Source organism: Streptomyces sp. NPDC005566 (genome assembly GCF_040605575.1).
Taxonomy (GTDB): Bacteria; Actinomycetota; Actinomycetes; order Streptomycetales; family Streptomycetaceae; genus Streptomyces.
This window is the reverse complement of record NZ_JBEXDB010000012.1, coordinates 124161-149850: the sequence shown is the minus strand read 5'-3', so window position 1 is coordinate 149850 and position 25690 is coordinate 124161. Positions and strand designations below refer to the sequence as shown.

Sequence of the window (25690 nt, the reverse complement as noted above, 5' to 3'; positions counted from 1 at the left end):
CAGGAGTGGCGCCCGGCAGCCGTCGGGTCCAGCGAGCTCCTGCGGTCCCGCTAGGCGAGCGCCCAGGCGACGTCTCTGAGCAGGGCGTGCCGCCAGCCCGCCCGGTCGTGGTCCGACGGCGACCGGGAGATTCGCACGGTCGCACCGGCCTGTTCGGCCAGGCTCTCGGCGAGCCCGCAGTGGGGCAGCATCCGCGTCTCGTGTTCCCCCACGTCGAACGCGACCCGCAGGCCGGACAGGTCGGGGCGCTCCCGCAGGCGCGCCGCGATGGCACCGCCCTCCGGGCCACCGAACGGGTCCGGCCGGTCCAAGGCATCGGGTGTCCACCAGAACGACCCGGACTGGCAGGCGACGCGGGACACCAGGTCCGGGAACTCCAGCGCCGCGTACATCGCGCTCAGTCCGCCGAGGCTCTGCCCGGCGACCACCAGCCGGTCGGGGTCGGCGGGCACTCCGGACTTCGCCACCAGCGGCAGCAGTTCGTCCCGGACCGCCTCCCACAGTTCGGGCCTGCACCCGAACTCGGCCCTCCGGTCCTTGGCCGGCAGGAAGACGAGTGTGACGGGTGGCATCTCACCACTGGCGACGGCCGCTTCGAACGCGGTCATGGCCGGGTGCAGATACAGCCAGTCGTCGCCGTCGAGGAGCAGGACCACCGGTCCGCCGCCGCCCACCGGGTGGACCCGCACCGTGCGACGTCCGCCGAGCCGCTCGCTCGCCCAGCGGAGCCGGGTGCGGGGAACGGGCAGGACGTCGTCAGCGCCGATCAGGGGCCAGTGAGGCTGGGCCGGGGCGTCCGGCGTCGCGGCGATGGAGCGGTCGCCGCCGGCACCGATCGGGTTGAGCGGATCTGCGTACGCCGCATCGTCGGCGAGGAACTGGTAGGTCACCCGCAGCCGTGCCGGCATGCGGACCTCGGCGTACCAGCAGTCCGTGTCGCCCCATCGGCTCAGGGGTGACGAGTCCGACCAGCTCTCGAAGCCGATGCTCGCCCCGGACCCGCGCCGGAGGAACAAGGTCACCCAACCGCCGTCGCCGGCGGGTACCGACGCGGGTGTTCGCGCCGCCGCCCAGAACTCGTCGCTGCCGGGCCGGCCGGGCAGTCCGTACGCGGCGAAGGCGTCCTCGGCGGGGACCCGTTCGATCACCGGGCGCATGAACGTCTCCTTGTGAGAGGGATATTGAAAGGCTAAGCTCGACTCGATTAGGTGAGCCTAACCTAATAGTGACCTCCCCTTCCATTCCCGATCCACCTCCTGAACCGGCTGGTGATCGCGTTGCGGGAGCACCACGCCCGGACCTGGTTCACACTCTCGACGCGGCTGTCACCGGCCCGTCGGCCCCGAGGAGGCAACGACACATGAGCACCAACCCCTTTGACGACCCCGAAGGCCGCTTCCTGGTCCTGGTGAACGATGAGGGTCAGCACTCGCTCTGGCCGTCCTTCGCCGAGGTACCGGGAGGGTGGGGGATCGCCTTCGAGGAGAACAGTCGTGACGCGTGCCTGGAGTTCATCGAGGACCGCTGGACGGATCTGCGACCCAAGTCCCTCGCGGCGTCCATGGATGCCTGACCGCTTCGTGGTAAATGGCTGCAGGGCCGTCCGTCCGCGGTGACCGGACGGCCGTGCGGCGCGGAATTGGACTCGGGACTTAGGTAAGGCTAACCTAACCTTGCTTGTTTCGTCGGAGCTGCACGGCGACGAGCCGTTCTTCGAAACGGAACCGAGGAAGGGAAAGCCTTGATCACGGCCACGCCGCGCCCCGCCCCGCTGCCGCCTGCGCTCCTCGCGCCGACGCCCTCCGTGCGTTGCGCCCGTGAGGGGGACGCTGCCGCACTCGCCTCACTGTCCCGGCCCTTCATGCGCACGGGGGCGCTGCGGGAGCGGCCCGCCTCGCTCTACGCCACCCACGCGGCCGACTTCCTCGTGATGGACGCCGGAGGTCGCCTCGACGGCTGCGCGGGCCTGCGCGTGCACCCGGCCGACCCGGGTGAGTGCCGCGGATCCGCGGGCGTTCTGTACAACTTCTGCGTGGCAGCGCACAGTCAGGGACACGGGGTGGGTGCCGCGCTCCTGCGTGCGGTGCTGGCCATGGCGCGCGCCCAGTCGCTCGGTGCCCTGTTCACGGCCACGACCGGCGATGGGGCCCTGTTCCTCCGCTACGGCTTCGCGCCCTCGACCGCGCGCCGGGCACCCCGGCCTTGGGCGGACTCGCTGGACCCCCGGCGCAACGCAAGGATCCTCGCCAGGGTCCTGTGACCATCGGCCGGCCTGCACGCGCGCGGCGGTTCCCCCACGACGGACTTCACCGGTGCGCTCGCGCCGGTGAAGTCCGTCTGCGTACGCAGGGATTCGGTTCAGGTGGCGCCGATCCCGCCCGGGGTCGAGGCTCGGGGCCGGGACCAAGGTGCCGCGGACGCCCGGCTCCCGCTCCCGCGTCGCCGGGGCGGTGCGTCGCCCGCTGCGGTCATCCGGCCTGTTCGTCGTGGTCCGGGCTGCCGTCAGGGACCACGGTGGTGCCGGGGCCGGTCTCGCCGAGTACGCCACGCAGCACCGCGTGCGGAACGCGGCCGTCGAGTACATGGGCCGTCCGCACCCCGCCGCGCACGGCTTGCAGGCAGCCCTCCATCTTCGGCAGCATTCCGCTCGCCAGCCCCGGCAGCATCCTGTCCAGCGCGTCGGCTGTCAGGCGCTCGATCACCTCGGTGCTGTAGGGCCAGTTCGCGTACAGCCCCTCCACATCGGTGAGGACCACCAGGCGTTCGGCTTCGAGGGCCACGGCCAGGGCCGACGCCGCGAGATCGGCGTTGACGTTGTAGACCTGTCCGTCCTCGCCGCGGGCCACGGGGGAGATCACCGGGATGTGCCCCTGGTCGAGGAGTGTGCGCACCATGCCCGGGTTCACGTCGACGATGTCGCCGACGAGACCGATGTCCACCGGCCGGCCGTCCACCCAGGCGGGCCGGCGCACGGCTGTCATCGTGTGCGCGTCCTCGCCGGTCATCCCCACCGCGAACGGCCCATGGTCGTTGATGTGGCCGACGAGCTCCCGCTGGACCCGGCCGGTCAGCACCATGCGGACCACCTCCATCGTCTCCGGCGTGGTCACCCGCAGGCCCGCCTCGAAGCGGGTCTCCAGGCCCAGGCGATCGAGCATCGCGCTGATCTGCGGGCCGCCCCCGTGCACGACGACCGGTCGCAGGCCCGCACGCCACAACTCCACGACGTCCTGGGCGAACGTCCGCTGCAGACTCGCGTCCACCATGGCGTTGCCGCCGAACTTGATGACGACCGCGGAGCCCTTTCGTTCCGGCCGGAGGAGCAGCCCACCGGACTGGTCCGCGTCCGCGCGCTCCGTGACGACCGGTCTCATCGCTGCCCCTGCTTTCTTGAACTCACGAGTGGTCACGCGTTCTTCGGCCCCTGGTGCGGGAGGGGGCCACGCAGCAGAAGGCCGGGCCCATGGGCTGTTCCCCTGCCTGATGACGCGTGCACGACTGGGTGCGACTCCACGATTTCTTAGATTAGCCTAACCTAACTTGCAAGTGGGCTGATCCGGATCATCCGGCCATGAGGGCCGGGAGACAGGTGTCTCCGCACCTCGCCTCCCGGCCCTCGACTCACCCCAGGACCGCGGCAGTTCGGCCCGGACCGTGCGGGCGGCCGCGACCATGTTCTTCAGCGACGCACGCGTCTCGGGCCAGCCGCGGGTCTTCAGGCCGCAGTCGGGGTTGACCCACAGCCGCTCCGCCGGGATGGCTTCGAGCGCCGTGCGCAGGAGTGAGGCTGCCTCCTCGGCACTCGGCACCCGAGGGGAGTGGATGTCGTAGATGCCCGGCCCGGCCTCGCGCGGGTAGCCGTGGGCCGCCAGCTCGCGGGCGACCTGCATGTGGGAGCGGGCGGCCTCCAGGCTGATGACGTCGGCGTCGAGGTCATCGATGGCCTGGACGATGTCGCCGAACTCCGCGTAGCACATGTGGGTGTGGATCTGGGTGTCGGAGCGGTCAGCGGCGTTGCCGCCGAACCCGAACGAGCCCGCCGTCCTCGCTGCCGCACCCCGGGCATCCGGTCCCGGCCTCCGCGTCACGGGGCCGCGCAGGGCAGGCCCTGGAAGGAGCTCCGCAGGGCCGGCATGATGAGAGCCCATGACTGATCAGGAGTCCGCGTTCGCGCAAGCTCGGCGTCTGGTCTCCAGCCGCTTCCCGCACGCCCTGGGTGCCGTGCTGGGAGGCTCGGCCGCCCAGGGCTGCGCCACTTCGGCCAGTGATCTGGATGTGGCCGTACTCCTGCCCGATCCGGACACCAGCCGCCGTGAGGTGATCCGGCACGAGGGCCGTCCGGTTGAGCTGTTCGTGAACGCCCTCGCGGACGTACCGAAGTTCTTCGCGTGGGACAGAGCCCGGCGCCGCGGCACGGTGCTGTTCATCTACGACCAGGGCCTGCCCCTGCTGGACCCGCACGGAGATCTGTCGCGTACACGCGCAGAGGCCCGCGCGGCACTCGCGGCCGGTCCGCCGCCGCTCACCCCGGCGGAATGGGAGCAAGGCCGCTACGGACTCACCTGCTTGATGGACGACCTGGTCGACGCCCCGCCCGCCTGCCGGTACGAACAGCTTTCGCTCGCCGACTTCACCCTGCGCGAGGCGGCCCATCTGCTCACTGCCCACCACAACGCTTGGGCCGGTACCGGAAAGTGGTTGCCCCGCAGACTGCTGAGCGCGGATCCCGTACGGGGCAAGGCGCTGCTGGACGGCCACCAGGCTGTCGCCGAACACGGCGGCCCCGCGCCGTTGGCGGCTGCGGTGGAGCAGGTTCTCGACCTGGTCGGCGGACCGCTGAGGGAGGGCTACGCACACCGCTGGCCGATGTGATCCAGCAGCCGCGGGGTTCGTTGTCCGGCGTCAGGCGCCGGTCAGGCAGAAGGGATGCCCGGCCGGGTCGGTGAAGACCCGCCACCTGTCTCCGCCCGGCTGGTGCTCCGGCTTGGACGCGCCCAGCTCCAGCAGCAGGGCCTCCGCCTCGTCGAGGTCCTCGACCGTGAAGTCGAAGTGGCTCTGCTGCGGAACGGTTTGCCCGGGCCATCGCGGAGCCCGGTAGCCATCGACGCGCTGGAAGCCGATCGAGAGGCCGTCCGCGCGGGTGACGCCGGCGAAGGCGGCGTCGGATCCGGGGTGAAGCTCCCATCCGGTGGCCTCCCGATAGAACGCGGCCATCGCCTCGGGATCGGCGCAGTCGAGGGTGATCGCCGTCAGCTTCATCTCCAGGGGCATGGCAACTCCGTCACGTCCAGGACGACGAGGACCCGAACCAGTGGGGTGTCACACGGTATTGGTCAGTTCCCCGCTGCGCGAGTCGATTGGTTCCTCGCGCCTCGTTCCGAGAGCCGAACCCACCGCTCGGAGAGGTCACGTGTCCTCTGCCGGACGCGATCGATTCCCGTCGGACTGTTGAACGCGGCGAACGGCGGCCACTGGAAGACGAAGACGGCGAGCTCTTCGGCCAGGAGAGCGAGCTCCAGCGTCCGGCGATCGTGGGGACGGCAGCGGAGGTACGCGTCGAGCAGCACCGGCGGGGTGGTCACCCCGGCCGGCACGGCGCGGACGTTGAGGAAGGCCAGGTCGGACCCGGGGCGGCCGGCGCCGGATTCCTGCCAGTCGAGAAGGATCAATGACTCCCCGGAGTGCGTGACGTTGTCGGTGTGGCAGTCGCCGTGGATGAACACCCGGGGGAGTGCCTCCGTCCACCGCTCCAGTTCGGCGCGCCGGGAGACGATCTCGGCAAACAGCGGGAGGGACGGTGCCCAGAAGGCCTCGATCGTCGGCAGATCGGGTTCGGCCATGGCCTGCCGCAGCGCATCGGGCCGGCCCCAGTTCGCCTCCGCCGGAACGTGCATGTTGTGCAGGGAAGCCAGTCCGCGGCCCAGAGTGGCCCACATGTCAGGCGTCCAGGCCGTGACGGGTAACGGCTTACCGGACGCCCCGAGGAGCATGGCCACGCCGTCGTCGGTGTCCGCGGACATGAGAAGCTCCGGCGAGCGCACCGGGGCGATCGGCGCGAGACACCGGTAGAAGAGCAACTCCCGCCGCGCTGCGGCCAAGGCGTCCGGCCCTTGTGCGGCCGGGGTGAATTTGAGGTAGGCAGACTGCCCGTCGGCAGTGCGCACCGCGTGGATGCCCGCGCCCGACCGGGACTCGAGTCGCTCATCGGACTCCTCGGCCACCACCCCGAACTTCCGCAGGACCGCGGCGACAGGACTGTTCGGCATGCGCACGTGCGATCCTTCCGGCAGAAACCGCGTATGGGCGTATCCGGAAGCCACTTCACTCAGGCCGCAACGGCCCGTTGCCTCTGCCTCCGGACAGCAGCAGTGCACCATATTCCACGGGACATCGGACATGAACGCCTCGCGCGCCCGTCCGAACCCGGCTTCACGTCGGGTGGGGCCCGCCATGGCGTCGTGGAGCCGGCCCTCGTGCTGCAGCTGTATCCGGATCCGAGCCGGGACGGGACGGCACGGGACGTGGAGGGGTGGTCGGCCATGCGATACATCGGGTCCCATGCCCAGATCGGCTTCAACTCGCCGATATCTGAGCCCCGTTGACACTCCTGGCTGAACTTTCTAAGGTTGGGGCCGCGGCCGGAGAGCGCTCTCTCCCGCTGTTGTGGATCCGGTCCTGCTCCTGGGGTGCGGCCGCATGCCGCACGCGAGCCGACTGGCGAGCCACTCCCGTGCACCCCTTGGACCCCCGGGGAGCGTCTGCGTAGATCCCCGTGCGAGGACGACGCACCGACGGATGCCCGAAGCGGGACAGCAGCAGAACAGGCGCGTCAACGGATGGAGATGCCTCGCGTGAACCCGAAGCCCGAAGCGCGTCGCTCACTGGTGCGCGCGCGCGTTGCCACGTCCCTGCTGTTCCTGCTGTTCGGTACGGCTCTCGGCTGCTGGACCAGTCGCATCCCCGCGATCAAGAGCGACCTCGGACTGGGCGACGGACTGCTCGGCCTCGCCCTGCTGGCCTTCGCCGTGGGTGCCATCGCCGGAATGATGGGCCTGGGAAGACTCGTCGACCGATGGGGAAGCGTGCGCGTCATGGTGCCGACGGCCCTCCTCGAAGGGCTGTTGCTGATGCCTCCGGCATTCATGCCGACGCCGGTCACCCTCATGGCGGCGCTCTTACTCTTCGGCCTGGTCCACGGCACCCTGAACATCGCGATGAACGCGAACGGGATCGAGGTCCAGCGGGCCTGGGGCCGTCCGATCGTGTCGTCGTTCCACGCCGTCTACAGCATCGGCGGCTTCCTGGGCGCCGCGATCGGCGGGCTCTTCGCCCATCAGGACGTGAGCCCTGAGGTCACCTTCGTCGCCGTGGGTGCCGGCGTGGTACTGATCGCGGTGTGGGCCGCGGTGTGGGCCCTGCCGCAGGATGTCCCGTCGGCACCGCCCGTGCCTGCGGCAGGGGTCGGTGGCGGGGGCGGGGGTGTCCCGCGCTCGTACTACCTTCTCTTCCTCGGCGCGCTGGCCATGTGCACGCTGGTGGGGGAGGGCACCGCGGCGGACTGGAGTGCCGTCTACCTGCACGAGAGCCTCGGCAGCACGCCGGCCTTCGCCACGGCCGCGTTCGCCGCGTTCTCGGTCACCATGACGATCGGGCGACTGCGCGGCGACCGGCTGGCCGAGCGGTTCGGGCCCGTACGGCTCGTACGCGGCTGCGGGGTCCTGGCCTCGGTGGGCATGACCGCGGCCCTGCTGATCGGCCACCCGGTGGCCGGCGTCATCGGGTTCGCGTGCCTGGGAGCAGGGATGTCCTGCATCGCTCCACAGGTCTACTCGGCCGCGGGGCAACGTGATCCGGCACGCGCCGGAGCGGCACTGTCCCTCGTCGTCAGCCTCGGGTACGTCGGCTTCCTCATCGGTCCACTGGTGATCGGCGGGGTCAGTACCGTCACGGGACTCCCGGTGGCCCTGGGCATTCCCGCGCTCCTGATCCTGTTCGTGGTGCTCGGCGCGTCCGCCCTGCGTCCCCCGGGGCCTGCTGCTCCGGCACCCGTCGAGGAGAAGCCGTACCACGATGCCGACCGCTCCGGACCGGCCTCCGGCACCGGCAGCTGAGTGCGCCGTACGTTTACTCGGAGTGCGAGGATTCCTCGGCGTTCGCAGCCGCTCCGTGCCGGCGCTTCATGCTGCGGGGCCCCGATGTCCGTGCTTGCCCGAGCGAGGCGTGCGATCCGGGATTTTGCATGGACATACGAGATGATGCATAATCTTCCTATGTCTAAGGTCCTCACCTCCCTTCCCGCCGGCGAGCGTGTCGGCATCGCCTTCTCGGGCGGTCTCGATACCTCGGTCGCGGTCGCGTGGATGCGCGACAAGGGCGCCGTCCCGTGCACCTACACCGCCGACATCGGCCAGTACGACGAGCCCGACATCGGCTCCGTGCCCGGCCGTGCGAAGGCTTACGGTGCCGAGATCGCGCGCCTGGTCGACTGCCGTGCGGCGCTGGTCGAGGAGGGCCTGGCCGCACTCACGTGCGGCGCGTTCCACATCCGCTCGGGCGGGCGCGCCTACTTCAACACGACGCCCCTGGGCCGTGCCGTCACCGGCACCCTGCTGGTCCGCGCGATGCTCGAGGACGACGTCCAGATCTGGGGCGACGGCTCGACCTTCAAGGGCAACGACATCGAGCGGTTCTACCGCTACGGCCTGCTCGCCAACCCGCACCTGCGGATCTACAAGCCCTGGCTCGACGCGGACTTCGTCACCGAGCTCGGCGGCCGCAAGGAGATGTCGGAGTGGCTCCTCGCCCACGACCTCCCCTACCGCGACAGCACCGAGAAGGCCTACTCCACGGACGCCAACATCTGGGGCGCCACCCACGAGGCGAAGACCCTGGAGCACCTGAACACCGGTGTGGAGACCGTCGACCCCATCATGGGCGTCCGGTTCTGGGACCCTTCCGTGGAGATCGCCACCGAGGACGTGACGATCGGCTTCGACCAGGGTCGCCCGGTGACGATCAACGGTGAGAAGTTCGCCTCCCCCGTCGACCTGGTGATGAAGGCGAACGCCATCGGCGGTCGGCACGGCATGGGCATGTCGGACCAGATCGAGAACCGGATCATCGAGGCCAAGAGCCGCGGCATCTACGAGGCACCGGGCATGGCCCTGCTGCACGCCGCGTACGAGCGCCTGGTCAACGCCATCCACAACGAGGACACCCTCGCCCAGTACCACAACGAGGGACGGCGCCTCGGCCGGCTGATGTACGAGGGCCGCTGGCTGGACCCGCAGGCGCTCATGGTGCGCGAGTCGCTCCAGCGCTGGGTCGGCACGGCCGTCACCGGCGAGGTGACACTGCGGCTGCGGCGTGGCGAGGACTACTCGCTCCTCGACACCACGGGCCCGGCGTTCAGCTACCACCCGGACAAGCTGTCCATGGAGCGCACCGAGGACTCGGCGTTCGGCCCGGTCGACCGGATCGGCCAGCTCACGATGCGCAACCTCGACATCGCCGACTCGCGCGCCAAGCTGGAGCAGTACGCCGGACTCGGCCTGATCGGCACCGCCAACCCGGCCATCGGTGCCGCCCAGGCGGCCGCGACCGGCCTGATCGGCACCCTGCCGGAGGGCGGCGCCGAGGCCATCGCCTCCCGCGGCGAGGTGTCCGACGACGACGAGATGCTGGACCGCGCCGCGATGGAGTTCGGCACGGACTGACCGGCTCCGTCGAGCCGAAGGCTCGGCACCCCCACGGGGGTTTGCACCACCGGACAGGCCGGCTCGGCGCCCCACGGCGTAGAGCCGGCCTGCGCCGTTCGGCCCCGCCGTCCCGGCGCAGCCCCGGGTGGTGCAGGGTTGGCGCCGGGTGGGCCGAAGGCCGTGCCCGTTCGCCACACGCACCACACCGGAGATGAGCATCAGCATGAAGATCGTCGACGCGACCGTGGTCGTCACCAGCCCCGGCCGGAACTTCGTCACGCTGAAGCTGACGACCGACGAGGGCCTCACCGGCCTGGGCGACGCCACGCTCAACGGCAGGGAACTGGCCGTTGTCAGCTACCTCACCGACCACATCGCTCCCCTCCTCATCGGTGTGGACCCGCACCGGATCGAGGACACGTGGCAGTTCCTGTACCGGGGTGCGTACTGGCGGCGCGGACCGGTGACGATGGCCGCACTCGCCGCCGTCGACGTCGCTCTGTGGGACATCAAGGCCAAGGCCGCCGGTCTGCCGCTGTACCAGCTCCTCGGAGGCGCGAGCCGAGAGCGCATCCGCACCTACGGGCACGCCAACGGCGGCGACATCCCCGAACTCCTCGACTCGGTAAGGGCCCGTCTCGACGAGGGCTACCAGGCGGTCCGCATCCAGTCGGGCATCCCCGGCCTGAAGGCCGTGTACGGGGTGCACAGCACGGCCGACGACGGCTCGCCGGTCCTTCACCAGCAGGCCCGGCCACTGGTGGAGGACTGGGACAGCGACGCCTACCTCCGCCACGTGCCCGCGGTCTTCGACGCCGTACGCGCCGAGTTCGGCGGTGAACTGCCTCTGCTCCACGACGTGCACCACCGCCTCACACCGGTCCAGGCAGCGCGACTCGGCAAGGACCTGGAGCCGTACCGGCCCTTCTGGCTGGAGGACTGCACTCCCGCGGAGAACCAGGAGGCCCTTCGCCTGGTGCGCCGGCACACCACCACACCGCTGGCCGTCGGCGAGGTCTTCAACACCGTTCACGACTACCAGACCCTGATCACCGAGCAGTTGATCGACTACGTGCGGTCCGCCGTCACCCACTTCGGTGGTGTCACACCGCTGCGGAAGCTTTTCGACTTCGCCGCGCTGTACCAGATCAAGACCGCCGTGCACGGACCGCAGGACATCTCCCCGGTCGGCATGGCGGCAGCCGTGCACCTCGACCTCGCCGTCCACAACTTCGGCATCCAGGAGTACTCGGGCCATACACCGCTCACCGAGGAGGTCTTCCCGCACGCCTACACGTTCACCGACGGACACCTGCACCCGGGCGAGGCCCCCGGCATCGGCGTCGAACTGGACGAACAGGCGGCGGCCGGCCACCCGTACGAGGCGGCCTACCTGCCGGTCAACCGTCTCCAGGACGGCACCGTCCACGACTGGTGAACATCGGTCACGGTCAGGAAAGCCAGGAAGCCGCCGTCGAGTCGTCAGCGCCCGGCCCGCGTCACCGGTCTGCCGCGAGGCCGTCCAGGTGGTCGAGAATGGTCTGGACGGTGTCTTCCGGTGTCTGGCGGGAATTGTCGATCCACAGGCCCAGGCGGGGAGTGTCCTCGCGCAGCGACGCGTCGAGAGCCTCAATGGTCCAGGCGCCGTAACCGGTCTTGGTGCGGCTTCCCTCCCGTGCCGCGACGACGTCCGGCTCGGGGGACAGGACGACGATGTGGAGCGGTTCGGTCCTGACCAGGGCGGCGTAGTCCGCCAGGTCCTTGCCGAGGATGACGTCCTGGACCACCGCGGTCCAGCCCTGCGCCGCGTACGCGTCGGCGGTGGCGGCCGACAGCCGGTAGCGCAGCCACAACTGCGCAAGAGCTTCGGGGGTCTCTTCCGGCATCAGCTCCTCACGGCCGGACACCATCATCCTGCGGAAGAAGTCGCCGCGTACATGAGCGGCCTTCGGCAGCCGCTCGGCGAGCAGTTGGGCGACCGTGGACTTCCCCGCCGCCATGACACCCGTGATCAGTACGACCGGTGCTCGCGTTCCGTCCGCTCCCGGTGTCCGGGAATTTCGCGCTCCGGTCATTTCCGCCCTTGCCTCCCGCATCGCAGCGCTCGGATCCTCCTGAATAGATTCTTCCTGGAGGAAGGGGAGGAGCGGAGGCTTTCGCGTCGAGCAGCATCCCTCTCGTGCTCGGCCTCGGCCGGGAAGCGAGCACCACGGCTCCCCAGGCCATGGCGGCGGAGGGGATCGGCGCGGAGGAGGCGGCGTTCGCCTTCGCCGCAGCCGGTGTCGGCGACCGGGTGGAGGCTGGGCACGCGGGGGCGCACGTCCTACCGTGCGAGCAGGAGAGCTTCTCGCCGAACCGGTGACAGTCACGTCGGTTCGGCTGCAGCCGGATGCCGGGCAGGACCGGCAGCTGTGGACCCGGGAGTGCGCCGGGTTCCGGCCGGAAGGCCGGGCATCCGGTCAGCCCGTGATCGACATGCTCACCAGCTCGACGTCCCGCGTCGTCGCGAACAGACCGCAGCCCGTTCCGACGAACCGGCACACGCGGTGACTACTCCGCCGACGTCCGCCTCGTGACCGGTGGAACAGGAGCAGCCGGTGTCAGTGCCGACTGCGATGCTGCCCTCATGGATGAGCTGGAGTTCATGCGCGGCAGGGTCTACGGGGCGGACCACGAGGATGCCGGACCGCTTCCGGGCCGCGCGTATGTGGAGCTGGTCGGCGGACCGCTGGACGGGCTTCTCCTGGATGTCACCGACTGGCCCGACCCGGCACGCCACGAAAGTGTCGCCCTGCCCACGGAGATCGGCGCCCACGGTCCGGGCGGCCGTGCCCTCTACGCCCCGCGGGCAGCGGAGTCGCGCCGGTTCCACTGGCACGGAGACAGTCCCTAGCGGGTACGGCTGTGGGAGAGCAACCGGATCGGTCGCTCTCCCACAGTGCCCTCCGCCGGACGGCGGACCGGAGCGGACCTGGCGGTCCGCCGCGATCAGACCGCCGGGGCCGGGTAGGTCGGGTACTCCACCCCGGACACGTGCTGAACCACGCGGATGACCTGGCAGGAGTAGCCGAACTCGTTGTCGTACCAGAGGTAGAGGATCGCGTTGTCGCCGTCGACCTTCGTGGCACCGGCGTCGACGATCGAGGCGTGCCGCGAGCCGATGAAGTCGCTCGAGACCGCGTCGGGGGCGGTGGTGAAGTCGATCTGGCGCTTGAGCGGGGACGTCAACGACACGTTGCGGAGGTAGTCGAGGACCTCCTCGCGCGTGGTCTCGCGTCCGAGCCTCAGGCTGAGGATCGCGATCGAGACGTCCGGCACCGGAACGCGGATGGAGCTGCCGGTGATCGGCGCGTCGAGGTCGGGCAGCGCCTTGGCGACGGCGGACGCGGCGCCCGTCTCGGTGATGACCATGTTGAGCGGCGCCGAGCGGCCGCGGCGGTCCGACGGGTGGTAGTTGTCCAGCAGGTTCTGGTCGTTGGTGAACGAGTGGACGGTCTCCACGTGGCCGCGCAGCACGCCGTACTCGTCCGCCATCGCCTTCAGCGGCGGGACGATCGCGTTGGTGGTGCAGGACGCGCAGGACAGGATCTGCTCGTCGGGCTTGATCGTGTCGTGGTTGACGCCATGCACGATGTTGGGCACGTCGCCCTTGCCCGGCGCGGTCAGGACCACCTTGTCGATGCCGGGTCGCAGGTGCTTCGACAGGCCCTCGCGGTCGCGCCACTTGCCGGTGTTGTCGATGAGGATGGCGTTGTTGATGCCGAAGGCCGTGTAGTCGACCTCCGACGGGTCGCCGGCGTAGATCACCTTGATCTCGTTGCCGTTGGCGACGATGGTGCTGTTCGCCTCGTCGACCGTGATCGTGCCCTGGAACTGGCCGTGGATGGAGTCGCGACGCAGCAGCGAGGCGCGCTTGACGATGTCCTGCTCGCCGCCCTGGCGGACGACGATGGCGCGCAGCCGCAGGCCGTTGCCGGAGCCGGCCTTCTCGATGAGCAGGCGGGCGACGAGGCGGCCGATGCGGCCGAACCCGTAGAGGACGACGTCGCGCGGCTCGCGGCGCTCGATCTTGTTGGCACCGGTGGCGCCGGAGACGGCCTCGGCGGTGAACTCCTCCACCGAGAGGCCGCGGTCGTCGGCCTTGTACGTCGCGGCGAGCATGCCGATGTCGACCTGGGAAGGGCCGAGGTCCAGCGTGGTGAGAGCCCGCAGGAACGGCAGCGTCTCGGTGACCGAGAGCTCCTCACCGGCGATCTGGCGCGCGAAGCGGTGGGTCTTGAGGAGGCTGACCACCGACTTGTTCACCAAGGAGCGGCTGTGGAGGAGAACGGTGACGTCCCCCTCCCGGTGCAGCTTCCCGATGATGGGGATCATCGATTCCGCGATCTCCTCGCGGATCTTCCAGTTGGTGAACGAGTCGTCATTGACAGTCACAGGTTTATCTTTCGAGCTAGGAGGCGCTCATATGCTAACCCGACGTTCTTTTGATCATGAAGGGGGTGCCTCGGAGGCCTGGTGACGGCTTGCGGCGGCGTGATCGGGTGCGCCGGAGTCGGTGATCCGGTCCTGGCGGGGAACCGGGTCACGGGCGCGGCCAGCACCGCCCGCCGAACCGTTCCGAGGCCCGGCGACGGGGCTGCGACCGCGGCGTTCCGCTGAGGCGCCCGCCGTACGATGCGGGCCCGGTTGCCGTGTCGATCCATCCGGGTGAGGTGCCGTACGACCGCAACGAGGCGCCGACAACGGCGTGGGGACGCGGGGCGCGGACTGCGGATGAGTAACGGCGAGGGCACACTGATGAAGGAGACGCGTCGGGCGGCGGCGTGCCCGCCCGTCCCCGATGCCGTCCGGAGAGATATGACCAGCCCGGCCGATGACCCCTTCGTGCGGGTGCGCGGCGCGCGCGAACACAACCTGAGGAACGTCGACGTGGACATCCCGCGGGACGTCCTGGCCGTGTTCACGGGAGTCTCGGGGTCGGGCAAGTCGTCGCTGGCGTTCGGCACGATCTACGCGGAGGCGCAGCGACGCTACTTCGAGTCCGTCGCCCCGTACGCCCGTCGGCTGATCCATCAGGTGGGAGTGCCCGCGGTCGACGACATCATCGGGCTGCCACCGGCCGTCGCACTGGAACAGCGACGGGGTTCGGCTTCGTCCCGCTCCTCCGTCGGCACCGTGACGACGCTGTCGAACACGCTGCGGATGCTCTTCTCACGCGCGGGCACCTATCCTCCGGGCGCCGAGCCGGTGGACTCCGACGCCTTCTCCCCGAACACGGCGGCCGGCGCGTGCCCGGAGTGCCACGGTCTGGGCAAGGTGCACCGCACCACCGAGGAGCTCCTGGTCCCCGACCCGTCGCTGAGCATCGCGGAGGGTGCTGTCGCCGCGTGGCCCGGGGCCTGGCACGGAAAGAACCTGCGGGACGTCACTCGGACGCTCGGACACGACGTCGACCGGCCCTGGCGGGAGCTGCCGCGCGAGGACCGGGAGTGGATCCTGTTCACGGACGAGCAGCCGGTCGTGACCGTGGACCCGGTGCGGGAGGCGGGCCGAATCCAGCGTTCGTACCAGGGCACCTTCCAGAGCGCCCGGCGCTATGTGATGCACACGTTCGCCGACTCCAAGAGCCAGGCGCTGCGCGCCCGTGCCGAACGGTATCTGGTGAGCTCGGCCTGTCCGGCCTGCGCCGGCAGCAGGCTTCGCCCGGAGTCCTTGGCCGTCACCTTCGCCGGGTGGACGATCGCCCGGCTCAACGCGATGCCGCTCGCCGCTCTCGCCGAAGTGCTGGGGCCCGTCGCCCGGGGCGAGGGGGGTGAATTCCCCGACGGCGCCCGGCGGCAGGTCGCCGAAACGCTCTGTACGGACCTCGTAGGCCGCATCGCGGTGATCACCGAACTGGGCCTCGGCTATCTGAGTCTGGACCGCACGACGCCGTCGCTCTCGCCCGGGGAGCTGCAACGGCTGCGCCTGGCAACGCAGTTGAGATCGGGCCTGTTCGGCGTGGTGTACGTCCTGGACGAGCCGTCCGCGGGGCTGCACCCGGCGGACACCGAGGCTCTGCTGACGGTGCTCGTGCGCCTGAAAGAGGCCGGCAACTCGGTGTACGTCGTCGAACACGACATGGACGTGGCCCGCAGGGCGGACTGGATCGTCGACGTCGGGCCGCACGCGGGCGAGCTCGGCGGCCGGGTCCTGCACAGCGGCCCGGTGGCCGGGCTGGCATCCGTCGCCGAGTCGGCAACCCGCCGGTTCCTGTTCGCCTCGGGCCCCGACCCCGCGGCAGGACGCACCCCGCGGGAGCCGTCTCACTGGCTCCACCTGCGGGGCATCAGCCGGCACAACCTGCGCGACCTCGATGTGGTCCTGCCTCTGGGGGTGTTCGCGGCCGTCACCGGCGTATCGGGGTCGGGGAAGTCGACCCTGATCACGCAGGTACTCGCCGGAGCCCTCACCGAGCATCTGGGCCTGGAAGCCCCACCGGACAAGCCCGGCGACGTGAGCGACGAACGCGACGCGGGAGAGAGGGGGACCGGGGCCGGCGCGGACTTCGTGGCCAAGGGGATGGAGGCGGTGGACCGTCTGGTGCAGGTGGACCAGAAGCCCATCGGCCGTACGCCGCGCTCCAACCTGGCGACCTACACCGGCCTGTTCGACTCGGTGCGCAAGCTCTTCGCGGCCACCGACGACGCGAGGCAGCGCGGCTACAACGCGGGCCGCTTCTCGTTCAACGTCGCCGGCGGCCGGTGCGAGACCTGCCAGGGCGAGGGAATGGTGGCCGTCGAGCTGCTCTTCCTGCCCGGTACCTACGCGCCGTGCCCGCGATGCCGCGGCGCCCGCTACAACGAGGAGACCCTGCAGGTCCGTTACCGGGGCCGCAACGTCGCGGACGTGCTGGGCATGACCGTGGACGCGGCCGCGGAGTTCTTCGCCGACGTCCCGCAGGCGGCGCGGAGCCTGCGCACCCTGCGCGAGGTGGGCCTGGGATATTTGCGGCTCGGGCAGCCCGCCACCGAGCTCTCGGGCGGTGAGGCACAGCGCATCAAGCTCGCATCGGAGCTTCAGCGGAGCCGTGTCGGACACACCGTGTATGTACTCGACGAGCCGACGACGGGACTGCATCCGGCCGATGTCGCACTGCTGATGCGGCAGCTGCACGGGCTCGTCGACGCGGGCCACTCGGTGTTCGTGGTCGAGCACGAGATGGGAGTGGTCGCCGGAGCCGACTGGATCGTGGACCTGGGGCCCGGAGGCGGCGACGAGGGAGGCCGGGTGGTCGCCTCCGGACGGCCGGCGGACGTGGCCCGGGCGGGCGGGAGCCGGACGGCGGAGTACCTGGCACGCCGCTTCGGCGACTGAGCAGGCGCAAGGCCCGCTCCGGCCGGGCGGCCCCTGACCGGCGGGGCCGCCCGCCCGTGGAGTCCGGGAAGCGGCCGGTCCGCAGGGACGAACGGGCCGGGGCACGGTCTGCTCCGGTGGGCACGTCGCCGTGCGGGCCTGACACAGTCACGCGCCGGCCTTCCGCGCCGCCTGGGACTCCGAGGCTCCTGAGGCGATGCCGAAGGCGGGGTCGGGCACCTCTTCGGGGCTGATCAGCGCGGACGAGCGGCCGTCGACGCCGACCGGGATGTCGCCGTCGACGGTGACGCGGCGGAGCTTGCGCTCGTGGGTGTCGGAGTCGTCCACGCCGTAGTGCTGGGTGGCACGGTTGTCCCAGATGGCGACGTCGCCGGTCTGCCACTGCCAGCGCACGGTGTTCTCCGGGCGTTCGATGTGCGACTGGAACAGGTCGAGCAGCGCCCGGGAGTCCCGGCCGGTCAGCCCGCTGATGCGCTGGACGAAGTTGCCGAGGAGCAGGACGCGCTCGCCGGTCTCGGGGTGGACGCGCACCACCGGGTGCTCGGTGAGGAACTTGGTGGACGTGAACACCTCGCGGTACTGGGCGAGGGCCTCGGGCAGCGCGTTGGGACGCAGGGCAGCGTAGTCGTAGTCGTTGGAGTGGACCGCGCGCAGGCTGTCGGCGAGTACGCGGAGGGGCTCGGGCAACTCGGCGTAGGCCGCAGCGGTGTTGGACCACAGGGTGTTGCCGCCGTAGGGAGGGATGACGACGGCGCGCAGGATCGAGAACGCCGGGTAGGCGGGCACGAACGTGACGTCGGTGTGCCACTGGTTGGCCCGGCCGCCGTGGTCGGAGTCGATGCCGAGCGAGTAGCGGCCGTCGGCGGAGGGGACGGTGGGGTGGGCGACCGGGGTGCCGAGCAGCTGTCCGAACGCCTCGTGGCTGTCCTCGTCCAGGTGGTCCTGGCCGCGGAAGAAGACGACCTTGTTCGCCAGCAGGGCGGCCCGGACCGCTGTGACGGTCGCGGGGTCGAGGTCGCCGCCGAGGCGCACCCCGGAGATGACGGCGCCGAGACGACCGCCGATCTTCCGGACGGTGACGGTGGAGGCGGGGGCGGTGGTTGTCGAGGACATGGCGGGATTCCTTTCGGAGACCGAGATCATCCATTGATTGATCTTGGAAAGGGAACAATTGGGCCGAGCGAGGCGCCCTGCGGCGGGCGCGCGATGCGGTACGGGTGCCGGAAGGCGGGGGAGCCGGGCGTGGCCGCCGGAGGTGGGGCCGGATCGGCAGATTCAGACGGCGGTACAGCGACCCGGACACGCCTGGGGCACTGTGGCGCGACCGGCGTGGGCGGGCCGCGCGGCGGGAACGGCCGTCGCGAACATGCCTCGGAGACTTCCAGTGGCCCGCGGCGTACGTCAAGCACACTGCCACGCCCCGGACGAGGCGTGGCAGTGGTTGAAACGGGGCCTGCGCGTGGCCGGTGGCCTGTCCGGCGAAGCATCGTCAAACAGTCCCTGACCAGGCCTTCCCTCTGGCGTTCTGCATGCGCCCCGCGCCCTGGTGGGGCGCCGGGCAACGTCCCCGCCGCGATTTCACGCCGCCGTAACGCTGCGACCGTCCCGAGTCGCAGGGCCGGAGGAAGCCCTTCGTGGCAGCCGCCCGTCACTCGAACCTGCCCTTGCGCCGGCGAGTGCGTCGAAGGAGCGCGCTGAACCTCCGCACCAGTGCCGGGACAGCTGCCGGCCGGCCGAGCCCGCCGCGACCGATGCGATCCGCCGGATCGTTCGCGGTCTCCTCGACACCGAGCTGCTGACCGTCCGGGGCGGAGGCACCCTGCTCCGGATCGCGGGCGTCGCCGGACACCCAGGGCGGGCACAGCTCTCGACGCTCGCCGACGAACTGGCCCGCCTCCTCCCGCCGCCCACCTGACGGAGTCAGGAGGACGATCGCCCACGTCCGCCCTTCGCCGCCGCGATCAGCGCGGGCACCGTGCCGAACTTGACCCGCGGGCGGCCGAGGGCGCGACCGCGTGCCAGTTCGGCACGGTCGATGGCGGCCAGCCCTCGTGCGTCGACGACATGGCGGGAGCGCTGCCGGGCGAGGCGGCGGAAGGCCTTGGGCGGCTGCGCGGGCGAGGGGAGCCGGCCCGCGACGGCGTCGGCCAGAAGAGCGCCGACGGTTTCGGCCGCGCAGGTGCGGTTGGCTCCGATGCCTCCTGAGGGCCCGCGCTTGATCCAGCCGACCACGTACGTCCCGGGCATGCCCGTCACCCGGCCGTCCTCGTGCGGCACGGTGCCGGTCGTGTCGTCGAAGGGCAGGCCCGGCACCGGAACGCCGCGGTAGCCGACCGCCCGCAGGAGCAGACCGGCCGGTATGTCCTGCTCGCCCGCCGCAGCCGTCACACGCACGGCGGCGACGCCGCCCTCGCCGAGCACTTCCACGGGGGCGGAGTGGAAGCGGAAGACGATGCGCCGGCCCGCGGCCGGGGGGCGCGACCAGTCGGTCCTCTCCCGGGCGACGTCGCGCAGCAGAGCGGCCTTCTCGCCGGGCGCCGCACCGTCGATCCGCGCACCGGTCCTCGGATCGTGGTCGTCGACGATCAGCTCCACGCCCGGCAGATGCTTGAGGGCGAGCAACTCGGAGGCCGTACAGGCCATGTCCTCGGGACCGCGCCGTCCGAGCACGACGACCTCGCGCACCTTCGAGTCGCGCAGGACGGCCAGCGCGTGGTCGGCGATGTCGGTACGGGCCAGCGCGGCGGGATCCGCCATGAGGATGCGCGCGACGTCGAGAGCCACGTTTCCGTTGCCGGCGACGACCACCCGCTCGGTGGACAGGCGCACGGCCTCCGGCTCGACCTCCGGGTGGGCGTTGTACCAGGACACGAACGAGGTGGCCGGGATGCTGCCCGGCAGGTCCTCGCCCGGGATGCCGAGCCGGCGGCCGGTGGAGGCGCCGACCGCGTAGATCACCGCGTCGTGGTGCGCCGCCAGTTCACCGGCGGTGATGTCCTTGCCGACCTGGAGTCCCAGCTGCATGCGGACGCGGGGATGGGAGTGGAGGCGCGCGAAGGTCTTGCCCACCCCTTTGGTCGCGGGGTGGTCGGGCGCGACACCGTACCGGACGAGGCCGCCCGCCACCGGCAGCCGGTCGATCAGTGTCACCTCGGCGTTGGTGTGCAGCAGGAGGTCCTCGGCGGCGTACATGCCGGCCGGGCCGGTGCCGACCACCGCCACCCGGATCGGCGCGAAGTCGGACGGCACGCCGCGCGTGAACGAGGGCTCGCCCCAGGCGTGGAAGTTCGGCCCCGCCGGGGCCGGGGCGGCCGGCCTGTCCGCGAAGTAGGCCGCGTTGACCGCCGCGTACTCCTTCTGCGCCCCGAAGAGGCTGTCCACCGGGAAGATCGCGTCGACCGGGCAGGCATCGGCGCAGGCACCGCAGTCGATACAGGTCGCCGGGTCGACGTGGAGCATCTCCGTGCTGCCGAACTCCCGTTCCTCGGGGGTCGGGTGGATGCAGTTGACGGGGCACACAGCGACGCAGGTGGCGTCGCTGCAGCAGGTCTGGGTGATGGCGTAGGTCATCTCGTCAGCTCAGGTCGTCGGCTCGGGTCAGATCAGGTGGGCGCGCTTGTAGAAGAACAGGGCGGGTTTCGTCAGGAGGCGGGCCGAGGCCAGGAACTCCATCAGTCCCGAGCAGCTGGAGCGCATGAGCGACTTGTGGTGCTCATTGGCCTTGGCCTCGACCAGGGCCCGCCCGGTGTCCAGGCCCGCGTTCGCGTAGACCTTCCGGTTCACCATGCTGGTGACGATGTAGTAGGAGGCGATGGCGACCACGAGCGAGTTGAGCTGCCGCCGCAGCGGGCCCGCGCCGCGCAGCCGCTTGCGGGTCTCGTCACGGGCGAACTTCATGTGCCGTGACTCCTCCACCACATGGATGTTGTTGATCGTCCGGACGAAGGGGGCCACCCGCTCGTCCCGCATCCAGTCGCGCTGCATCACGTCGAGCACCTCTTCGGCGACGAGGATCGCCGCGTAGGCGGCCTCGCCGAAGGCGAGCGTCTTGAAGGCCCGGCCGAGCTCGACCACCATGCGGTGGGGGCGGTAGGCCGGTGCGCCCAGCTTCGCGGCACCGCGGGCGAACATGATGGAGTGGCGGCACTCGTCGGCGACCTCGGTGAGCGCCCACTGGAACCGTGGATCGGTCGGGTCCTTGGCGTACATGTCGCGCAACACCATCTGCTGCAGGATCATTTCGAACCAGATCCCGGTGCTGGCGACGGACGCGGCTTCCTGACGCGTCAGTGCCTTGCGCTGCGCATCGGTCAGCTCCTGCCAGTACGCGGTGCCGAAGAGGGTGCTCCACTCGGGGCTCGCGCCGTGGTCGTCCGTGTTGAGGGGTGTCTCCCAGTCCACCTCGGTGGCCGGGTCGTACGAGAGCTTCGCGGCCGAGTCGAGCAGCCGCCGGGCGACTTCCTGCTCGGCGAGGCGGCCCTGGGCGTTCCTGTCATCCGGCCGAACGGTGCTGCTTGCCATGCTGCCGCTCCTAGAATCGAGAGATCGACTCGGCGCCGCCCCGGCCGTGTCCCGTCCCGTGCCCGTTCGACGGGGCCGGTGGGTGCGAGCGCCGTACGCGCTTATTAGACGTGACGTCTAGCAAGCTGTTGGACGGAAGGTATAACAACAGGGGTGGGCAGGCCTACCCCTGAGTAGGAAATCGGCACGAGCTCTTCATGGAGACGCCGCACCGTGCCTGCCGGGGGAGGGCTGCGTGCGGGATACTCGGGCGATGGAATTCGCCGTCTTCATGACCCTGCCCGGGCTGGTCGTCGTGCTGACCGTCCTGGCCTTCGTCGATCAGCTGCTGCTGCGCGCCGGGCGGGCCGGGGTCCTGCCCTGGCGCAACGGAGCCCGGCAGGGCCAGATATCGGCAACCGGGTTCGAGCAGTTGCACGCGAGCTTCTCACCGGGGAAGCAGAGCGAACTGAAGGAGCGGCAGTCGGCACTGCTGATGCGGGACGACGAGGAGGACGGGGCGCCGCCGAACCGGACCATGGTGGACCTCGACGGCGGCATCGCAGTCGTGCGGATGCCGCAGGCCGGCCGGTAGGGGCGGCGCGGGGAGCAGGCAGGCCCCAGGCCCGGTCGGATCGCGCGCCCGGCCGACCGAGCGCGCGGCGACCGCGCCGGGCGTCCCGGCTGCTTATGATCAAGACCGCAGAGCCCGGCAGGATCACCACGAGAGGCTCTGGCCCCGACGGGCGCAGACACGCGCCTCACGGGGAGGTGATCTGTTCCCCCGGACGGCCGGTCCTCGCGCCGCGGAATCGCTCCACCCTGAACGCTCCTTCGGGGTAGGGGAGTTCCGTGGACAGCACCGCCGCCCTGTCGAACTCCTCCTCGGCTTCCCCCTCCAGGCCCAGTGACATGAGTGCGGCAGCGTGCACCGTACGGGCATCGGTCTCCGACAGGCGTTCGCCCGCCTGCTCCGCGCGCACCGCCTCCTCGGCCGCGAGCCGGGCCGCGTGATCGGGCCGGCCCGACACGAGCTCGGCCCACGCCAGCAGATGGGCTGCTCCCGGGATGCTGCCGTGCGCCAACAGTGCGAGCGCCTCGGCAGGGCGGCCGTCACGTACCAGCATCTCGGCCTCCGCGGTCCGCACCTCGTGCACGGCCTGCTGGTCTCCCTGCGCCTCGGCCACCTCACCGGCGCGGGCCAACAGATCCGCCGCACCTGGCTCACCCGTCCTGATCAGGACCCTGGCCAGGGCTGCCAGGGCGTACGGGGTGCACCACTCGGACCGCTCGCCCGTCTCCTGCACCGCGCTCCGGGCATGGTCGGCGGCCTCGCCGAACTGCCTGAGAAGCAGATGTAGTTCGGCGAGGTTGGCGCGCTCGAATGCGACTGCCGTCGGATCCCCCGTGCGCTCGGCGAGTCGCAGCGCGCGCTGCCCGGTGGAGACGGCCTCGGCGAGCTGACCGGAGCGGCGGGCGTGCTCCCGCTGTACCGAGAGAACCGTGACCAGGAGCTCCTGATCGCCGTACGCCTCGGCGTGCGGCAACGCCAGATCGGCCGCCGGGCGCGCCTCGGCCAGCCGGCCCGCGAGCCCGAGAGAGGTGGCCTGCATGCCCAGCGCCCGGGCCAGCAGCCCGCGCCGACCGCTGCCCGGCACCGCGTCGGCGGCCCGCTGTGCGGTACAGGCGGACAGATGCGCCTCCTCGTACCGACCGGTGACGAAATTCAGGACCGCTGCCGCCAGATGGTGGGTCGCCGCAGTGAGCGCCGACGTGCCGGGGCCGGGCGGGAACCTGCGGAGCAGTTCCTCGCCCTCGTCCGTGGAGCGGTACTTCGCCAGCACCTCGGTGAGCCGGGCCGCGGCCAGCACCTGGCCATGCACGTCGCCGCGCCGCACCATGTCGTCCAGTGCCTCCCGGAGCACTGCGGCCGCCTCCCGGTACCGGGCCATCCGGCGCAGTACGGCGCCCCTGTCGATCCTGGCCTGGGCAGCGTCGGCGGCCAACGCGTCGAGACGGGCGGTGAGCTCGATGTAGTACCGGTCCGCCGTGTCATTCGCGCACAGCGCGGCGGCGCGCTCCGCAGCCTGCCGCAGATACTGCGTGGCGCGCGGGTCGTCGGCGCGCGTCAGATGTGTGGCCAGGGTGTCGACCGCGTCCGGCCTGCGCCGCAGTACCGCCTCCGCGTACGCGGAGTGCAGCTGCCTGCGGCGGGCGGCGGACAATCCGTCGTAACAGGTCAGCCGCACCAGTGGATGCCGGAAGGCGAGTCCGGGCAGCGGTCGCCCGCCGGCCACCACCGGCCGTTCCTCCACGACCGAAGCCTGGACAGCCTCGTCCACGGCATCTGTCGCCTCGGCGGGCGAGAGCCGCGGATGCAGCCCGTGCCCGGCGACATCCATCACCTCGGACAGTGCGGCGCCCCGGCCCGCCACCGAAATCGCCTCGACGACCCGCCGTGCCGCAGGCCCGAGCCGGGACAGCCGCGCGGCCACCAACTGCCGTACGCCTTCGGGGGCGCTGAGCTCGGTCGGCTCCGTCGCCCCGTCGGCGGTGCGGGCCAGTTCGAGGGCGAACAGGGGATTGCCGAGCGACAGTTCCCAGACCCGGTCGAGCCCGTTCCGGGCGCCCGCGTCCTCGGCGACCGCCAGACACTCCGCGCGCCCGAGCCTGTCCAATTCCAGGGAACGGGCCAGCCCCTGGCGCACCATGGAGTCCAGCGACGTGCGTCGCGGATCCGTGCTCTCGATCTCCTCCGCGCGGTAGGTCACCACGAATCGCCAGTCGGTCCGTGTGGTCGCCGCACGCCGGGCCAGGTGGCTCAGCAGCTGGTACGACCCCGTGTCGGCGGCGTGCAGATCATCCAGGACGAGCAGGACGGGAGCAGTCACCGCGAGATCGCCCAACAGCCCCGCCGCAGCCCGGAACAACCGGTCGCGCTCCTCCTCCGGGCTGCGCTCCGACCCGGCCCCGATCTGCCCCAACGAGGGCAGCAGCGAGGCGAGTTCGGGGTACTCGCTGCCGATCCTGGCCCGCTCGGCGGACGGCCGGTCGGCGAGCCAGGCATCCAGTGCCTCGACGAAAGCGCCGTACGGGGTGTGCCCCTCGGCGTCGTGGCCCGCGCCCCACAGGACGGTCGTCCCGGCCTCGGCCGCTCGCCGGGCAGCCTCCGCGGTCAGCCGGGTCTTGCCCACTCCGGCCTCACCACCGACCAGTCGCACCGGTGGACCCCCGGCTGCCAGCAGCACGTCCAGCTCTTCGGCCCTGCCCCGCAGGGGCGGGCCGGGCGCGGTGCGGATCGCGGCAGGGAGGACGGGTGCGGAGACGGCGGGCAGCACCGCCGTGGCGGCGTCGAGCGCGAGCAGGTGCAGCTGCTCGGTGGCGGGCCCAGGGCGTACGCCGAGCTCGGCGTCGAGCGCTTCCCGGCACAGGTGGTACTGGCGTACCGCCTGTCTCCGCAGCCCCTGGCGCAGATAGGCGTCGATCAGAATGCGGTGGGCACGCTCCTCGGCGGGCGCGGCGGCCAGGGCGCGCAGTGCCACCTCGGTGGCAAGCTCGGTCTCGCCGTCCGCGAGGTGGGCCTCGGCCAGCGCGAGGCGTACGCGGTCGCAGAGAGCGGACAGCTGCCCGCGCCGGGCCTCGGCCCAGGGGGCGTAGCGGTCCTCGGGTAGCAGTTCGCCGGTGAATGCGGCGAGCGCCACGCCAAGATCCCCGGCCAGGCCGCTTTCCAGGGCCCTTTCGGAGAGGGATTCGGCATGGTCGGCGTCGATCCACACGGTGTCCGGTTCGAGCCGCAGCAGGGCGCCCTCGCCGGTGAGATACGACGAGGCGGTGCGGGGGGCCAGTTCGGGTTCGACGGCCCGGCGCGCGGCGTGCAGGGCCACCCGGAGGCTGCCGAGGGCGGCCTGCGGGTCGGCGTCGGGCCAGCAGAGCTCCGTGGCCTGCTCGCGGTGGAGGCTGTGACCGGGTGTGACCGCGAGCAGTTTCACCAGGGCGCGGGCACTGGGGCGGGGCCATCGCTCGGCGAGGGGCGGGCCGCCGTCACGATCCACCCGGAAGCCGCCGAAAAGGTGCAGACGAAGCAAAGGGGGTGTTCCGGTGGAGGTCTCGTCGTCGGCGCGTGCCCAGGTCATAGC

General features: G+C 71.1%; 20 protein-coding genes and 1 pseudogene. 10 read left to right on the top strand and 11 right to left on the bottom strand.

Going from position 1 to position 25690, the window contains the following annotated elements; all coding sequences use genetic code 11:
• Positions 1 to 50: 50 nt before the first annotated feature.
• On the bottom strand, positions 51 to 1157 hold the full coding sequence (locus ABZS61_RS20415) for an alpha/beta hydrolase-fold protein (protein ID WP_356422837.1): 1107 nt from the start codon (positions 1155 to 1157) through the stop codon (positions 51 to 53).
• A 203-nt stretch (positions 1158 to 1360) separates the two neighbouring features.
• Between ABZS61_RS20415 and ABZS61_RS20410 the strand changes: the two genes are divergently transcribed.
• Both ABZS61_RS20410 and ABZS61_RS20405 read left to right on the top strand, forming a co-directional pair.
• On the top strand, positions 1361 to 1573 hold the full coding sequence (locus ABZS61_RS20410) for an MbtH family protein (RefSeq protein ID WP_356422835.1): 213 nt from the start codon (positions 1361 to 1363) through the stop codon (positions 1571 to 1573).
• A 168-nt stretch (positions 1574 to 1741) separates the two neighbouring features.
• Positions 1742 to 2260, top strand: coding sequence for a GNAT family N-acetyltransferase (locus ABZS61_RS20405; protein ID WP_356422832.1), 519 nt, complete (start codon positions 1742 to 1744; stop codon positions 2258 to 2260).
• Between the two features lie 208 nt (positions 2261 to 2468).
• On the opposite strand, the gene argB is transcribed toward ABZS61_RS20405, so the two are convergent.
• Both argB and ABZS61_RS20395 read right to left on the bottom strand, forming a co-directional pair.
• A complete protein-coding gene (gene argB, locus ABZS61_RS20400; RefSeq protein ID WP_356422829.1) occupies positions 2469 to 3374 on the bottom strand; it encodes an acetylglutamate kinase in 906 nt (301 codons plus the stop codon).
• Positions 3375 to 3635: 261 nt separating this feature from the next.
• Positions 3636 to 3998, bottom strand: a pseudogene (locus ABZS61_RS20395) (5-methyltetrahydropteroyltriglutamate--homocysteine S-methyltransferase); the annotation flags it as partial.
• A gap of 148 nt (positions 3999 to 4146) precedes the next feature.
• Between ABZS61_RS20395 and ABZS61_RS20390 the strand changes: the two are divergent.
• Positions 4147 to 4872 carry a nucleotidyltransferase domain-containing protein gene (locus ABZS61_RS20390; RefSeq protein WP_356422826.1) on the top strand — a complete coding sequence of 242 codons (726 nt, stop codon included), beginning with the start codon at positions 4147 to 4149 and terminating at the stop codon, positions 4870 to 4872.
• 30 nt (positions 4873 to 4902) lie between these two features.
• On the opposite strand, the gene ABZS61_RS20385 is transcribed toward ABZS61_RS20390, so the two are convergent.
• Positions 4903 to 5271 (bottom strand): VOC family protein, encoded by a 369-nt coding sequence (locus ABZS61_RS20385; protein ID WP_356422823.1) that lies wholly within the window; start codon positions 5269 to 5271, stop codon positions 4903 to 4905.
• 62 nt (positions 5272 to 5333) lie between these two features.
• Complete coding sequence (locus ABZS61_RS20380; RefSeq protein WP_356422819.1) at positions 5334 to 6266, bottom strand: aminoglycoside phosphotransferase family protein; 933 nt, start codon at positions 6264 to 6266, stop codon at positions 5334 to 5336.
• Between the two features lie 585 nt (positions 6267 to 6851).
• On the opposite strand from ABZS61_RS20380, the gene ABZS61_RS20375 reads away from it, so the two are divergent.
• The 3 genes from ABZS61_RS20375 to manD all read left to right on the top strand — a co-directional run bounded on the left by ABZS61_RS20375 (position 6852) and on the right by manD (position 11136).
• Positions 6852 to 8111: an MFS transporter gene (locus ABZS61_RS20375; RefSeq protein ID WP_356422816.1), complete on the top strand. Its 1260-nt coding sequence runs from the start codon at positions 6852 to 6854 to the stop codon at positions 8109 to 8111.
• 159 nt (positions 8112 to 8270) lie between these two features.
• On the top strand, positions 8271 to 9716 hold the full coding sequence (argG, locus tag ABZS61_RS20370; RefSeq protein ID WP_356422813.1) for an argininosuccinate synthase: 1446 nt from the start codon (positions 8271 to 8273) through the stop codon (positions 9714 to 9716).
• Positions 9717 to 9921: 205 nt separating this feature from the next.
• Positions 9922 to 11136 (top strand): D-mannonate dehydratase ManD, encoded by a 1215-nt coding sequence (gene manD / locus ABZS61_RS20365; protein ID WP_356423113.1) that lies wholly within the window; start codon positions 9922 to 9924, stop codon positions 11134 to 11136.
• 61 nt (positions 11137 to 11197) lie between these two features.
• Here manD and ABZS61_RS20360 read toward each other — a convergent pair whose 3' ends face one another.
• Complete coding sequence (locus ABZS61_RS20360) at positions 11198 to 11773, bottom strand: AAA family ATPase (RefSeq protein WP_356422810.1); 576 nt, start codon at positions 11771 to 11773, stop codon at positions 11198 to 11200.
• Positions 11774 to 11877: 104 nt separating this feature from the next.
• On the opposite strand from ABZS61_RS20360, the gene ABZS61_RS20355 reads away from it, so the two are divergent.
• Together ABZS61_RS20355 and ABZS61_RS20350 are read left to right on the top strand one after the other, a co-directional pair.
• The gene (locus ABZS61_RS20355) at positions 11878 to 12060 is read left to right on the top strand and encodes a hypothetical protein (protein ID WP_356422807.1); all 183 of its coding nucleotides are present in this window, start codon (positions 11878 to 11880) and stop codon (positions 12058 to 12060) included.
• 264 nt (positions 12061 to 12324) lie between these two features.
• The gene (locus tag ABZS61_RS20350) at positions 12325 to 12591 is read left to right on the top strand and encodes a hypothetical protein (RefSeq protein ID WP_356422804.1); all 267 of its coding nucleotides are present in this window, start codon (positions 12325 to 12327) and stop codon (positions 12589 to 12591) included.
• Between the two features lie 95 nt (positions 12592 to 12686).
• On the opposite strand, the gene ABZS61_RS20345 is transcribed toward ABZS61_RS20350, so the two are convergent.
• On the bottom strand, positions 12687 to 14132 hold the full coding sequence (locus ABZS61_RS20345; protein ID WP_356422800.1) for a glyceraldehyde-3-phosphate dehydrogenase: 1446 nt from the start codon (positions 14130 to 14132) through the stop codon (positions 12687 to 12689).
• 423 nt (positions 14133 to 14555) lie between these two features.
• Here ABZS61_RS20345 and ABZS61_RS20340 point away from each other — a divergent pair, with 423 nt between their 5' ends.
• Positions 14556 to 17054, top strand: a complete 2499-nt coding sequence (locus ABZS61_RS20340) for an excinuclease ABC subunit UvrA (protein WP_356422797.1) — start codon at positions 14556 to 14558, stop codon at positions 17052 to 17054.
• Positions 17055 to 17201: 147 nt separating this feature from the next.
• Here the strand turns inward: ABZS61_RS20340 and ABZS61_RS20335 are convergent, their stop codons facing one another.
• From ABZS61_RS20335 to ABZS61_RS20325, 3 genes are all read right to left on the bottom strand, one after another.
• Positions 17202 to 18167 (bottom strand): TauD/TfdA family dioxygenase, encoded by a 966-nt coding sequence (locus ABZS61_RS20335; protein WP_356422794.1) that lies wholly within the window; start codon positions 18165 to 18167, stop codon positions 17202 to 17204.
• A gap of 807 nt (positions 18168 to 18974) precedes the next feature.
• Positions 18975 to 20624: an FAD-dependent oxidoreductase gene (locus tag ABZS61_RS20330; RefSeq protein WP_356422790.1), complete on the bottom strand. Its 1650-nt coding sequence runs from the start codon at positions 20622 to 20624 to the stop codon at positions 18975 to 18977.
• A 27-nt stretch (positions 20625 to 20651) separates the two neighbouring features.
• Complete coding sequence (locus ABZS61_RS20325; protein ID WP_356422787.1) at positions 20652 to 21575, bottom strand: diiron oxygenase; 924 nt, start codon at positions 21573 to 21575, stop codon at positions 20652 to 20654.
• A gap of 253 nt (positions 21576 to 21828) precedes the next feature.
• On the opposite strand from ABZS61_RS20325, the gene ABZS61_RS20320 reads away from it, so the two are divergent.
• Entirely contained in the window at positions 21829 to 22149 is a 321-nt protein-coding gene (locus ABZS61_RS20320; RefSeq protein WP_356422784.1) for a DUF6191 domain-containing protein, read from the top strand.
• Positions 22150 to 22315: 166 nt separating this feature from the next.
• On the opposite strand, the gene ABZS61_RS20315 is transcribed toward ABZS61_RS20320, so the two are convergent.
• Complete coding sequence (locus ABZS61_RS20315) at positions 22316 to 25687, bottom strand: AAA family ATPase (protein ID WP_356422781.1); 3372 nt, start codon at positions 25685 to 25687, stop codon at positions 22316 to 22318.
• Positions 25688 to 25690: the final 3 nt, after the last annotated feature.